Source organism: Runella sp. SP2 (genome assembly GCF_003711225.1).
Lineage (GTDB): Bacteria > Bacteroidota > Bacteroidia > Cytophagales > Spirosomataceae > Runella.
Genome location: NZ_CP031030.1, coordinates 961,468 through 974,505, shown reverse-complemented (window position 1 = coordinate 974,505; position 13,038 = coordinate 961,468). Strand labels below are relative to the sequence as shown.

Below are 13,038 nucleotides of genomic sequence, written 5' to 3'. Positions count from 1 at the left end.
GACTTGAAATACATAGCAATCAACCCCCAGTCAGACCAAACCTCGGAACGAGACCTTCGTTCAGACGTTGGGGATTTTGCGTACGTTGACCATGGGACGATTGCAGCTCCATTCGATGTTACAGAACTGAAGATAGGTTCTTATCGGCACGATGGAGAAGACTGGGCAAACGTAGAAAACGCACCTAATCTCCCATCGAAGGGATATTTATTTGTTAAAGTATCAGCTGGTACTACCAAGGAAATTCGCTTCGTCGCTGACGAAATGCGCGATGAAAACTGTATCAAATCTCGTTGTGGTGAGTTAATTGTTATCAATGGTGTTGCAGAAAGTTGGAACTATTACGTCAGCAATGATGAGACTTTTCAGTTTGGTGAAATTGCCCTACCAAGTGCCTTTAACAAAGGGCTTGCTAAAGACACCAAACTTCGTACGCTTGCCGCTGATTACGTACGTCAATACGCGAAATTGAACCGAGGGAAACGGGTCGGTGACATCAATTTTAACACTACGATTACCAACGGTGATATACATATAGAGTTTTCTGGAAGTAGTCTTTTCGCACCACCGACGAACGAAAACAAGGGGGTGTTGAAAAATGAAATAGCGGGTTGTGTAATTTTCCAGTATTTCTATCCCGACAATTCAGAAGCCCTATATACCCGCGAACGCAATGAGTCAAAGATTTGGACAAGCTGGTACACGGCAAGCGCTGGGAATATGCTTGCTGATGGCAAGGTAAAAGTACCAACCCATGTAAAACGTGGAATTGGAAGTGGGTATCAGTTTGTGGAGGTATATCAGGCGTGGAAAGCTGAAGAGAAATTTAATCTTATCGAAGGGTTTGGCATCCAAATTACGGATTCGCCCTCAGGAAAAATAGTTTCTTGGACTGGCAATGAAGTTCCTTTTGCGCCACAATACCCATTAGAATATGATGCAGTTTCTGGAAATTTAGGACTTAATAGTACTCTAATTTCTAACTGGAACTCAGCTTATGGATGGGGAAACCACGCGCTTGCTGGCTACTTAACTGGCTTTACCGAGACCGACCCCACCGTACCATCGTGGGTCAAAGCCATCACCAGTACTCAGATAAGCAACTGGAATGCTGCCTACAGCTGGGGAAACCACGCAGGTCTCTACGCACCACTTTCGCGGGCATTGCAGGTTTCTGGAACTGCTGGGCGAGTAGCCGTAAGCGGTGGCTCTCAGACGCTCGCCGCCGACCGTTCGTGGGTCGTTGACCTCATTGCCGTCAATGCCACAACACTCTCAGCAGGTTCTACTACGCAAGTACCCGTTATCAACGTGGACACCTATGGAAGGGTAACTAGTCTCTCCAATGCCTCCATTGCTTTCCCTGCCGAAACTGACCCAACTGTACCATCTTGGGTGAAGGCCATCACCAGTACTCAAGTAAGCAACTGGAATGCCGCTTACAGCTGGGGAAACCACGCGGGTCTCTACGCACCACTTGCACGTGCATTGCAGGTTTCTGGAACTGCTGGGCGAGTCGCCGTAAGCGGTGGCTCTCAGACGCTCGCCGCCGACCGTTCGTGGGTCGTTGACCTCATTGCCGTCAATGCCACAACACTCTCGGCAGGTTCTACTACGCAAGTACCCGTTATCAACGTGGACACCTATGGAAGGGTAACTAGTCTCTCCAATGCCGCCATTGCTTTCCCTGCCGAAACTGACCCAACTGTACCATCTTGGGTGAAGGCCATCACCAGTACTCAAGTAAGCAACTGGAATGCCGCCTACAGCTGGGGAAACCACGCACTCGCTGGGTATTTGACAAGCTATACGGAAACCGACCCAACTGTGCCATCTTGGGTGAAGGCCATCACCAGTACTCAGATAAGCAACTGGAATGCTGCCTACAGCTGGGGAAACCACGCGGGTCTCTACGCACCACTTGCACGTGCATTGCAGGTTTCTGGAACTGCTGGGCGAGTCGCCGTAAGCGGTGGCTCTCAGACGCTCGCCGCCGACCGTTCGTGGGTCGTTGACCTCATTGCCGTCAATGCCACAACACTCTCGGCAGGTTCTACTACGCAAGTACCAGTTATCAACGTGGACACCTATGGAAGGGTAATTAGTCTTTCTAATACAGAAATAGCCTTCCCTGCCGAAACTGACCCAACTGTACCGAGTTGGGTGAAGACCATTAGTAGCACTAACATTGCGAACTGGAATTCAGCTTACGGATGGGGAAACCACGCGCTCGCAGGGTATTTGACAAGCTATACCGAGACCGACCCCACCGTGCCGAGCCATGTCAAGGCAATAACTACTGAAAATATTAGTAGCTGGAACGCAAAATTATCAGGCACTGGAGATGTCAACTATCTTGGAAAATTCACAGCTCCTGGCATAATCGGCAATAGCAGAATATTTGATAACGGAACTGTCGTCAACATTGCAAGTGCAAACACAACTGGCCTTTTTAATGTTGGTGGCAACACGAACATTTTTGGCAACCTTGCGGTCGGGGGAAATGATGCTGCTGGGTATCGTCTTCGGTTAATAGATGGGGCGCTCTATGCAGACGGAGATTTAGCGGCGGTATCAATCTATATTCCCTCTGGGCGGGCAATAAGGGCAACAGGAACTCTTAACATCGACGCAGGTACAGCATCACCTATTTATTTCAGAAGCGGCGGCGGCGCTACCTATATAATGGAGCTAAACTCTAATGGTAAGGTACGCTTTAACACTTATTACTCAGCTTCATCGTGGTCAGGAACGCCAGTAGCACTATTGGGCACAGACAATGGAGGTAACGTACTAACAATAAGCACATCATTGTATGCGCCTGTATTACACTCACATCCCATTGGAGACATTATCAACCTTGCAAGCGAGCTTGGCAACCGCCCTACTTGGGGAGATGTATATACCAGATACCAACTCAACACCAGTGGAGCTGGCGGTGCGGTACATTGGAATAACGTTACCAACAAACCTGATTTTGCCTATGCAGGCCACGGACACCCCATTGGAGACATTATCAACCTTGCAAGTGAGCTTGGCAACCGCCCCACTTGGGGAGATGTATATACCAGATACCAACTTAACACCAGTGGAGCTGGCGGTGCAGTACACTGGGATAATGTAACCAACAGACCTGATTTTGCCTACACAGGCCACGGACACCCCATTGGAGACATTATCAACCTTGCAAGTGAGCTTGGTAACCGCCCCACTTGGGGAGATGTCTATACCAGATACCAACTCAACACCAGTGGAGCTGGCGGTGCGGTACATTGGGATAATGTCTCTAATAAGCCTCCATTTATTACCAGCGAAAGCGACCCAAAAGGCTATGCTGCACACTGGCTAAGTATTGCTGGCTCTACACTTACGGTTGGTATTCAACTAAGAGATGGTGGCCAATACTATGCTAATGTCAATCTGCCTAGTAGCGGCGGGGGCAACTACCTTGACAAGACAGCTGGAGTAGGGAATACAATATATTCCTACAATGTGTTTGAGTACCCAACTGTCTTCAATACCACTGCCCAATTTAACGGGGGGATATACATGAATTCTCAGCATTTCAGCTTATTCCCAACACAAACATTAGGGGCTACACCAACTATCTCCAGCGAAGTTCTTCCAATAAATATTGGCGGCGTCACTAAATATATCTTATTAAAATCTTAAAAATCAACAATATCATGTCAACAAAAAACACAGAAAACGCAATTGATTTCGCAGTAGTAGTAAACATTATTCAGCCTGCCTTGCGGCGGCTGTATAACATGCCAGGGGCAGGTCTCGACTTCAAGTTGCGCTTAAAAACACTTCGAGATGAAGTCGATGGCAAAGTCTTTCAAGTTTTCTCACCTGTACGCGAGGCGATGAAAAAGAAAGAAATCGCAGGAAACGAGAATCAGATGGCAGAAGCTGAACAGATACTTACCCAGCAGTATCAACTAGCTGAAAAGGCTAAAATCAGCATTGATTCACCAAAAATACCAAAATCACTCTTGCCAGACGAAAAAGGCGTTTTGAGCCAGCGTTGGAACGAAACTTCTACCGATGGGCAGAAACAATTGCATGGCGACTACGTAACTGAGGTCGTTAACATCTATGAATACTTAATCGACGCAGAAAAGTAATGCCATCTCAACTACCTCCGTGCGGGCCCTGCGGCCCGCAATGGACTATCAGCTTTGTGAAGCACAAAGAGGGTAGTATCTACACTGTTGGCTTTCACGGGGCTAATGTTACGCGCATTCTCTGGGATGTGGAGCAAGGCTGCAAAGACCTTGCGAGTGGGCAAGAAGACCCACAAACAAATACCTTCGAGATAAACGTAAATGGGGTGTCGGATGGGAAAGCATATTTGAAGGCTTCTTGCCCCACTTGTGAGGGATATTGTAATCCATTCCAGTTTGATGTTGTCCATAACTCATCGAATACAGGCAATGAAGAAGAGGTGACATCCATCGACAATGATGCAAACATAGAAGCTAATACTGACCACAATAATATTAATCTAAAAATTAAGATTAATAACGGTGTAGGAAGTTACGACGCAACAGTGAAGAATAGAGGGATTACTGTATATAATGAGCAAGTACAATATGGAAGCAGTTATCTGGAGATTACATTTCCCTCCTTCTTTGGCAATATCGACCTGAGAGGAAACACGCTTACAATTGTATTAACGCAGGGGAATAATACAATTAATGTAGAATACTTCGTACCCAAATTGGTATTTCGAGAATATACTCCAGACTACGAAAACAATGCCGATGACAGATTGCTGATGTTGCGATTACGAAAGAGTTTTCTTGGAGAATACCACATCGAAGACTATGGCGAAACAAGGGGTCTTAATCCTGAATATTTTATCGATGGTGGCAATGGTGGCGACTGCGACATATTACCTGACGTAGGCTATCCCGTTGAAAAAAGAATAGAGATACTAAAAGTATTAGTACCTACAGTATCTGCTCGGTGGCTTATAGGAGGCAATTATACTATTGCTGTTAATATTTTTTGGATCCAAATTCGTCCTTGGGGTAATATGCCTGCTAATGCACAGAAAGGATTGTGGTTTGATTCTGAAGCAATTGGAAAGCCACGTATGCTATCTGATGCTACTACGTTTGAATTACCACCCACAAAAAAATATAACAGGGCATTTTCTGGAAAACTGGAAGGCGTTAGCGATTCAGAATTACAACGAGTGTCGTGGGCTAATAGTAGTAGCGATATGCCACTATGGCTATACGCACCTCAAATAATTGATATTATAGATGGAATGGGTGTTACACAAAGCGAAGGTGGTGTGCATACGTGGGCGGCGGGGAGTGTTCGCCTTACTCAATTTTCCGAGGCGATGTTGGCTGCTTTAGGCAATAGAAATGTGATTATAACTGACTGGGAAGGTAACGAAACTGAAACACCAACGCACTCTTGGAAGTGGAGCAACGCAGCCAATGGAGCAGCCAATATAAAGTGGATTCAGGACTATTTAGCGGCTCGTGGCAAACAATACTACGATTGGTTCCAGAATACTGGATTTGACTTTGACAACAAGCGTTATAGCTTGGTATCAAATGATGGTACCTTCAGCTATATTTCACATAGACCAAATAATGGTCAACAGTACTTTCATACCGCTGCCGATTGGGAGACACTTTGGGCTAACTTGAGTAGTGTGACTTTGCCGAACGTGGACAGTGGGCGTGTAGGGTTGGGGTACAATAATGTAACTGCGTATGCAGAAGAAAGTTATAGCAAACCACCAAAGAGACGTTACCATTCAATGCCACACATATTGTTTGCGCAAATGGTGTGCAACTTTTATAGTCGAAAGCTTCCAAATGCAAAATTATTAAGTATCCAGTGGCCTTGTGAAGACCAACGTGACCGTAGAAGCATTACAACACATCGCTTTCGTCCAAGTCCTGAACTTGGGTATGTGCGTGGACGTGATATGAGATATGTATATTCTCAGAATCTCTACGAAGATTTCACGTTGTTTATGTTCTTGAGCGGAAATGTACACTTACAACATATATGGAATACCAATGACAATATATTTCCATACTCAGCCCTGTATTATGCTTCGCGTAATTTTCAGCCAAAATGCTCGCCTGAGGGCCCATTCGTGTACAACTATGAAGGTAGCGAAAATTATGCCTGCCCTGCAAACCCATCTACATATATTGGAATGGAGGCGCAGATTTTCGAGGCATTAATTAGTTCTGGTGAGATATATGCTCAAAAGTATAAACACATTTGCGATGGTGCTAATAATCAACTTGACCTAAACAATTCATTCCAGTATCGAAGGGGAAAAGTTGGGAGTTGGATTACCGTACCCGCAAGTGTAGGAGACGAGCACTTACAAGCGTGGAAGTACGACCAACCGTACCTCACAATCTGGCACAACACTACAAATAATGCACGCGTAATATACTTTCAAGATTTATTCTCGAAGCCCTATGAGGACGTTGAGTTTCGCTTGACAATAAACGGGTCTCAATACACTCATATTGCCAAGGGAAATAGAGCTTTTCATACAGCGTATAATTAATCAACAACGTATGATTCCAGCCGTCGTAAACAAAAAAGCAAAACGTGGTGACACCCTCAAATTCGAGTTTGGATTTGAGGGTGTAAACCTAAGTGACACCCAAGTTAGAATTCAGGTTCGCAAAAAAAACGGTGGCCCTGTCATACTTGACAGCGACACCGTGGGGACGCTTACAAACCTATACGCCAACAACGAAACAAGGCTCAAATGGGTGGTGCCTTATACTCAAACAGAGGCTCTTTTGGGTGTTTTTGACTTCGACGTACAGATAACATCTTCGTCCGAACGAAACACTTGGATTGAGGGTACTTTAGAGTTCCGAAACGACATAACCAAGTAACGTAAAATGGTCAATGTAAAGCAATACGAGCAAGAAGTGAAAGTCGTTAATCACGAGTCAAATATGTTCATCAAAACTCAGGAGGTCGTAACAAATATTAAGACCATCGAAAGTGTGAGCATCGAAAACGACGAGAGTAACAGCGAATTCCCGATTGACCTTGTATTGTTATACCAAACAGCTTTAATTCTATGACATTACAAGAAAGATTATCCGCGCTGGCACTCGTGCTTGCAGGAAATGACAAGTTATCTTTTGAGAGGATTGGCAATCTTGCTACCCTTAACACCACAACCAAAACTTCGCTTGTAGCAGCTATCAATGAGGTGCTTACAGCGATTGGTAGTGCAACCCAAATCAATGACACGATTATTAGCAGCACGAAGACTTACTCGTCGCAGAAAATCGAGGCATTGATTGATGCTGATGTAGCAGCAGCGGTCAACAGTATTTTAGGTGGGGCGAGCGCCGCTTACGATACCTTGCTTGAAATACAGAACCTATTGCAAGGACAAGACAATTCGCTTACCAACTTACTTACTGCTGTAGCTAACCGAGTGCGATTTGATACTGCACAGGCGCTTACCGCCGCCCAAAAAACGCAAGTGTGTGCCAACATTGGCGTGGGTGAACCTGACACCGACTTTGTCGCAATTTACAACGCTGCCCTTGCATAATCATGACACTTATCGAACGCATCAATTCGCTTGCAACCTCAATCGCCAATACCATTAAGGTTCGGTCAGTTCCTGCTGGTGGCGCTGCTGGAAATGTTCTAACAAAAACGGGGTCGGGGGATTATGCAATGAGTTGGCAAAATCCTGCTGTAACACAAACTGATATTGAAAAGGCAAGAATTAGAAGCTGGTTTTTATGAGACGAATTGATACCATAAATAATGGCTTTGTGGGAGGTAAAGGAGCTAATTACCTTTCGGTGGATAGTCCAGGTATCCTTTCTGTTTCTAAGCACTTCTATGCCGGAGCAAAATATGTTCTTGATAACATATCTAAGACGGGTCTCGTGGCTGCGTCATCCTATCGACGAATGATAGGCAGTTACGCTGGCCCCATTGCACAAATAAGAAGAAGTACAGATAGTGCCGTACTAGATATTGGAGCAAATGGGGAGAATTTTGACTCGGCCACAATGAGTTCTTGGATTGGTGCAGTAACAGGTTATACACGAATTTTGTACAGCCAGACTGGTTTAGGAAACGCCTACGATTTTGTTCAAGGCACGAACAATAAGCAACCAATTGTGCGATTGTCTGGCACGAATTATTTAATAGGTGGCAAAACCGCGATGATGGGTGTTCCTGGCAATGACACGGGTATGGCCACAAGCAATATTTCCAGTCTAATTACTGGCACTGATTTCACTTGTATTTTGGTCGCGAGCGTCGGCGCGCATAATAACTATGCACGTTTCTTTTCAAGCCAAAGTAGCGGCGGAAGCAATGATTACGGAACGGGTGGCTGTAGTGTTACTCAAGCTGCGACCAACAATACAATCGCGTTTACGGGGGGAACCAACAATTATTGCTACCCGAACGGAACAAGTGGAAATGTATCTGGGAGTACGGTTTTTACAGTTTATACCAACTCAAGTGGAGCAACGGTGAGAGTGAACGGAGGCTTACAAAGGACAGATGCTTTTGTTACGAACCATAACTCCTACGCACTTGGGATAATGAATCAAGTGGCCGGTGGTGGTGGCGCACCACTCAATCAGCTATTCAGCGAGATTATTGTCTTTAAGCGCCAGCTTTCACTTTCCGAAATTCAAACCATAGAGCGCAATATGGGTGCTTACTATGGAATTAACGTCGCCTAAAAATGCCAGAATCATACAAATCAATCATTAAAAAGCTAGACGTTAACACTACATTTTCTGTGTACACTGTACCTAGCGCAACCACTGCGATTCTTCAGCTTGCCACTTTTGCAAACGTTGATGCTTCTAACAGTGACTCTGTTGAATTTTGTGTTAGAAAGTCTGGAGATGCTGCTGACGTTTTTTTTGTAAAGGGGCCTACTGTTCCATTTGCAACGACATTCAGGTTCGACGGGCCGATTGTACTAAATGCAGGAGACATTCTTAAAATCAAAGCTGCTACTGCAAACCGGATTGATGTCACCATTCATCTGCTTGAAATTTCGTAGTTACCCTACACTCGTTAGACACTCAAAACCATGACACTCCAAGTGAATAAAACCCTTGAACACAGCTTCGATTTGGGGATTGCACTGACAGCAACGTTCCTTCAAATCAACTTACAACAACTCGACGTCGCATCTGTCTATTTGAAGCTGGCAGTGTTTGCGGGGGCGGCCACGTATGTTTTTCGCGCCATGAAAGATGATAACCTGAGCAACAAGGATGCCGTCTTTGCCGCGCTCACTGGGTACACGTTCGGAGTCTATATGGCACCTGCCATTGTGGATTATTTCAGCATTGGAAAGGTGGGGCTGATTAGTGGGATACATTACCTAAGCGGGGCCTTTGGCCAATGGGCGCTAAACGTGGGGTGGGCAATTATGAAAGGGGCTTACAGAGATGGCTGGAATGCAATACGGGACAGATTTTTTTCAAGCAAACGTCGTATAAACAACGACGATAACCACTACGAACAATGATTTATCTACTGGCTGGACATACAGTACAGAACGGACGCGGCACTGGTGCGTTTGGCATCGATGGCTTTGATGAGGCCGTGGAAGCTGTGAAACTTCGCAACGACATCACGGCAGCACTTCGCGCACGTGGCGTAAAGGTTGCGAATGAAGTCAATACTTCTCCCCTTGCTCAGGTGGTGGCGTGGCTGCGAAGCCTCGTAAAAAAAGAGGACAAAGTTATCGACATACACTTCAATGCAGCGGGGCCAGCGGCGACCGGCGTGGAAGTTCTCATCGACGATACACCCACTGAAGTAGAGCGCCAGTTTGCGGAGAAGCTCGCGGCTACCATTTCCCGTACCCTTGGCATTCGTAGAAGGGGCGTGTTAGGCGTGAAGCGTGAATCGGAGAGCCAACATAGCAGCTTGGCCATCATTTCGGGGCCATCGGTCGCTATCAACGTTCTTATTGAAGTGTGCTTTCTGAGCAACAAAAACGATGTAGATTCTTACAGAAAGAACTATGCTGAACTAGTGAAAAACTTAGCAGATGCAATCGCATGAAAAATTCTCAAAAAATCTTGTTGGGCATCGTTGTTACTACCCTGTCTATGATTATGGTCAGCTTGGCCATTCAGTCGCTTCTTTTAACTCCCAAACTTCCAACTATCCCTATCCATGAGCAAATTAAAATCAAAGCTGACAGTGTGGCTGTTGGCTCTGCTGTGCAGCCTGATACTGCAAAATTGCGCAAGCTTCAGGAGCTTAAAATCAGGATCGCAACGGCGAGATACAACGATAGTGTACAACGCGCAAAAAATCAGCGACGCTGAAGCGGCGGTGGCATGCTACGACATGCTAACCAACTGCGAAAAACAACTTGCAGATAGTACCTTAGCCCTTCAAAAAACGCGTGAGGGCATCCCTGAAATTAAGAAAAATGCCACTAAAAAAGGAGCAATAGCGGGTTCGGTGGGTACGCTGAGTCTGTTAGGCTTGCTTACTCTGCTTTTGAAATGATTGAGATTAAAGACGAAAAGGGGCGATTCCTTGAGCTACCACCCGACACTACCCTTGAGCAAGAGCTTAATAGCTGGCTCTTAGCCGACGACAACCTCCCTGGGAGTTGGTCGTACTCTTTTCGTTTTAGGCTTACGCCCATCAACATGGCCTTTATGGGGCACAAACATCGGCTGGAAGCATCAAGCTTTACGGGCATCGACGTTACGGTCAGCATCGATGGGATTCCGTGGGGCCCTGCCGTGCTGAACTTCCGAATTACAGATTCTTATGCTGATGCGTTTTTGGTGTTTGATTCGGGCGAAATAGCCTCTCTGCTTTCTACAAAAAACCTAAGCGATGTGTTTTCAGGGCTTTCGTTTGTGCTGTGCCCAAGCCCTGAACTTCTACCTACAGCAATGCTGAAAACCACCAACCCCGAAACATCACCGTGGCCTTTTGTATTTTTTCCCGTTTATAATTCAGAATTTACGGATGCCAAAGCCGAAAAAACAGACGAATTAAATACGGACGGTTTTCGACACAACCCCATTGTGAACGAATATACTGGAGCTGGATTTATCGGGGATTTCTCGCACGTGATGGTAGCTGGCTACCAAAAAGTAAATACGTACGGGAATGGGGTCGTTCCGTATTTTTATCTTTGTTGGATTATCGAACGCGTGTGTGCGTTTTTGGGCTATGACCCAGTAGGGAGCTGGCTGCAAGATCCTGGAGTAAAACGCCTCGTGATGTACAACAATGTATCAATCAACGTCGCACCACTTGGCATTGCAACCTCAGTGCAGCCTCAGTACCACGTGTGGAAAATGACCTTGGGGGATTTTTTTAAGCTATTACGTACCGATTGCGGCATAGGGGTGTTTTTTTCTAAGCTCAACAAACAAGTCGTTTTTCGGTCTTTTGTAGAAATATCAACCCAAAATCCCACTTTAGACCTTAGCCAACAACGGTTGAAAGGCGTTACAATCGACCCAATTGTTCAGGGTGGCCACACTATTCAATTTCCTACTGTTGGTGACACAAAAGATGATTTTTCAACGCCAGCCCCGTACCTTATTGGTAGAGGGGATAAGACCATCAACCTTCAGGTAAGTACATTGCCTATGACCATACAGAAGCGACGCTACGCCGCTTTTTTGGGAGTTAATTTTCTCATTCCTGAAGCAAAAGAGCGTGGCCAATCGCTTGATTTTCGTTACAATGAAATCAAGCAGTTTTCACTAGACTTGCCTGATACATCACCTCGCTTATTGATGTACCTAGGTATGCAACCCGACCACCTTGGGAACTTATACCCAATGGGAAGTAGTATCAGTCGAAATTATTTACAGCAGAAAGTTGCGGGGTTGTCGGTTCACCCTGATGAACCAGACAGTATCTTTCACAGATGGACGCGGCCATTTTGGGAGTTTCGCTCGTTTGCCAAACCATTTACTCAGCGATACAGGCTCAAAATTGGACAGTCATTCTCTATGCGCCTTTTTGAACCTGTGCTTACTGAGTCTGACGACCACGTAAAGCTCCCCTGCTTGATTCAAAAAATAATAACGAGGTGGCCTTCGCAAGATGGGCTACTCACGGCACAGGCTACGCTGCATCCTATTGTTATGCCGCCTGATTATACGCCGCTGATTCCAGCAGGGGTATGGGTGCGAACTGAGCTTATTCCGTTTGCGCTGCCGTTTGAGGACTCAACAGCCCGGGCATATACTGTTATGCTGCGTTTTTTCTTTGATGCCGCAGGAACAATGCCCATGTTGCTCCAAAACGACCTTACGTTTCACTACCAATATCAAACTGGAGGCTACGACAGTGAAACCAAGAGTATTGTTGTCAACACCATTAGAAAGGCCGTGCGTATCACAGAACCTGCGGTAGAGCTGTGGGCGGAAGTATTCTGGGTAACGTGGGCAAACGACGATAGTAGCTTTTGGTATTTGCAACCTGACGAGTATAGAGCATACCGTAACAGCCTGCGCATCATACCAGGTGCGGGATATAGAATCGCCAATGGATAGACGTACACTTCACGAACGAATCAACCTCAGGGGGATGCTTGAGACATTCTCGCGGTTGGCCGTGGCCGACTGGCAGAAAGCACAAGACAGGGCCATCTACAGGCGACGTAGCCCTTTTAAACCCAAACCGTCTGGCTATTTGCGCAAGACCTGGACACGCGGGGTGGTGAGCAATGCCGAAATAGCAAGTCTCCAGTTTAATTTCCCGCTCTATGGCCGCTTTGTGGATATGGGGGTAGGGCGCGGATTTGGGTATGCCGACCAAAAATACGCAAGCTCGCGCTACGGGCGACGACTAGGCGACGGCGACTCAAGAAAACCCCAAAAATGGATTGGCAAAACCAAAACGTTTTCACAACGCAGGCTGGGCGAACTTCTCCTCAAACGCTACGGTGACGAACTCGTAAAAATGGTCTCCGAGATTCTCACCACCCGCACTACTATCAGCCTCTAAGAGTCCTATTAGCGAGCCATTTAG

14 protein-coding genes are annotated in these 13,038 nt (G+C 46.0%); all 14 read left to right on the top strand.

Annotated features, from left to right (window positions below; translation table 11 throughout):
• Positions 1 to 3 precede the first annotated feature (3 nt).
• Positions 4 to 3,672, top strand: coding sequence for a hypothetical protein (locus DTQ70_RS03950; RefSeq protein ID WP_164489780.1), 3,669 nt, complete (start codon positions 4 to 6; stop codon positions 3,670 to 3,672).
• Positions 3,673 to 3,686: 14 nt separating this feature from the next.
• Entirely contained in the window at positions 3,687 to 4,130 is a 444-nt protein-coding gene (locus DTQ70_RS03945) for a hypothetical protein (protein WP_122929604.1), read from the top strand.
• On the top strand, positions 4,130 to 6,562 hold the full coding sequence (locus DTQ70_RS03940; protein WP_122929603.1) for a hypothetical protein: 2,433 nt from the start codon (positions 4,130 to 4,132) through the stop codon (positions 6,560 to 6,562). Before DTQ70_RS03945 ends, DTQ70_RS03940 begins: the two co-directional genes overlap by 1 nt.
• Before the next feature lie 10 nt (positions 6,563 to 6,572).
• On the top strand, positions 6,573 to 6,902 hold the full coding sequence (locus tag DTQ70_RS03935; RefSeq protein WP_122929602.1) for a hypothetical protein: 330 nt from the start codon (positions 6,573 to 6,575) through the stop codon (positions 6,900 to 6,902).
• Positions 6,903 to 6,908: 6 nt separating this feature from the next.
• Positions 6,909 to 7,097 carry a hypothetical protein gene (locus tag DTQ70_RS03930; RefSeq protein ID WP_122929601.1) on the top strand — a complete coding sequence of 63 codons (189 nt, stop codon included), beginning with the start codon at positions 6,909 to 6,911 and terminating at the stop codon, positions 7,095 to 7,097.
• Positions 7,094 to 7,579, top strand: a complete 486-nt coding sequence (locus DTQ70_RS03925) for a hypothetical protein (RefSeq protein WP_122929600.1) — start codon at positions 7,094 to 7,096, stop codon at positions 7,577 to 7,579. The genes DTQ70_RS03930 and DTQ70_RS03925 overlap by 4 nt, the downstream gene beginning before the upstream one ends.
• 2 nt (positions 7,580 to 7,581) lie before the next feature.
• Complete coding sequence (locus DTQ70_RS03920) at positions 7,582 to 7,779, top strand: hypothetical protein (protein WP_122929599.1); 198 nt, start codon at positions 7,582 to 7,584, stop codon at positions 7,777 to 7,779.
• Positions 7,780 to 7,949: 170 nt separating this feature from the next.
• On the top strand, positions 7,950 to 8,738 hold the full coding sequence (locus tag DTQ70_RS03915) for a hypothetical protein (RefSeq protein WP_164489854.1): 789 nt from the start codon (positions 7,950 to 7,952) through the stop codon (positions 8,736 to 8,738).
• Positions 8,739 to 8,740: 2 nt separating this feature from the next.
• Entirely contained in the window at positions 8,741 to 9,067 is a 327-nt protein-coding gene (locus DTQ70_RS03910) for a hypothetical protein (RefSeq protein WP_122929597.1), read from the top strand.
• Positions 9,068 to 9,097: 30 nt separating this feature from the next.
• Entirely contained in the window at positions 9,098 to 9,541 is a 444-nt protein-coding gene (locus tag DTQ70_RS03905) for a hypothetical protein (protein WP_122929596.1), read from the top strand.
• A complete protein-coding gene (locus DTQ70_RS03900) occupies positions 9,538 to 10,083 on the top strand; it encodes an N-acetylmuramoyl-L-alanine amidase (protein WP_122929595.1) in 546 nt (181 codons plus the stop codon). The genes DTQ70_RS03905 and DTQ70_RS03900 overlap by 4 nt, the downstream gene beginning before the upstream one ends.
• A gap of 114 nt (positions 10,084 to 10,197) precedes the next feature.
• Positions 10,198 to 10,539, top strand: coding sequence for a hypothetical protein (locus tag DTQ70_RS30575; RefSeq protein ID WP_164489853.1), 342 nt, complete (start codon positions 10,198 to 10,200; stop codon positions 10,537 to 10,539).
• On the top strand, positions 10,536 to 12,560 hold the full coding sequence (locus tag DTQ70_RS03885; protein ID WP_122929592.1) for a hypothetical protein: 2,025 nt from the start codon (positions 10,536 to 10,538) through the stop codon (positions 12,558 to 12,560). The genes DTQ70_RS30575 and DTQ70_RS03885 overlap by 4 nt, the downstream gene beginning before the upstream one ends.
• Positions 12,553 to 13,014 (top strand): hypothetical protein, encoded by a 462-nt coding sequence (locus DTQ70_RS03880; protein WP_164489852.1) that lies wholly within the window; start codon positions 12,553 to 12,555, stop codon positions 13,012 to 13,014. The genes DTQ70_RS03885 and DTQ70_RS03880 overlap by 8 nt, the downstream gene beginning before the upstream one ends.
• Positions 13,015 to 13,038: the final 24 nt, after the last annotated feature.

Excerpts from the sequence above, each read along its gene's own strand:
- DTQ70_RS03945 (WP_122929604.1), top strand. The coding sequence starts at position 3,687 with ATGTCAACAAAAAACACAGAAAACGCAATTGATTTCGCAGTAGTAGTA.
- DTQ70_RS03940 (WP_122929603.1), top strand. The coding sequence starts at position 4,130 with ATGCCATCTCAACTACCTCCGTGCGGGCCCTGCGGCCCGCAATGGACT.
- DTQ70_RS03935 (WP_122929602.1), top strand. The coding sequence starts at position 6,573 with ATGATTCCAGCCGTCGTAAACAAAAAAGCAAAACGTGGTGACACCCTC.
- DTQ70_RS03930 (WP_122929601.1), top strand. The coding sequence starts at position 6,909 with ATGGTCAATGTAAAGCAATACGAGCAAGAAGTGAAAGTCGTTAATCAC.
- DTQ70_RS03925 (WP_122929600.1), top strand. The coding sequence starts at position 7,094 with ATGACATTACAAGAAAGATTATCCGCGCTGGCACTCGTGCTTGCAGGA.
- DTQ70_RS03920 (WP_122929599.1), top strand. The coding sequence starts at position 7,582 with ATGACACTTATCGAACGCATCAATTCGCTTGCAACCTCAATCGCCAAT.
- DTQ70_RS03915 (WP_164489854.1), top strand. The coding sequence starts at position 7,950 with ATGATAGGCAGTTACGCTGGCCCCATTGCACAAATAAGAAGAAGTACA.
- DTQ70_RS03910 (WP_122929597.1), top strand. The coding sequence starts at position 8,741 with ATGCCAGAATCATACAAATCAATCATTAAAAAGCTAGACGTTAACACT.
- DTQ70_RS03905 (WP_122929596.1), top strand. The coding sequence starts at position 9,098 with ATGACACTCCAAGTGAATAAAACCCTTGAACACAGCTTCGATTTGGGG.
- DTQ70_RS03900 (WP_122929595.1), top strand. The coding sequence starts at position 9,538 with ATGATTTATCTACTGGCTGGACATACAGTACAGAACGGACGCGGCACT.
- DTQ70_RS30575 (WP_164489853.1), top strand. The coding sequence starts at position 10,198 with ATGAGCAAATTAAAATCAAAGCTGACAGTGTGGCTGTTGGCTCTGCTG.
- DTQ70_RS03885 (WP_122929592.1), top strand. The coding sequence starts at position 10,536 with ATGATTGAGATTAAAGACGAAAAGGGGCGATTCCTTGAGCTACCACCC.
- DTQ70_RS03880 (WP_164489852.1), top strand. The coding sequence starts at position 12,553 with ATGGATAGACGTACACTTCACGAACGAATCAACCTCAGGGGGATGCTT.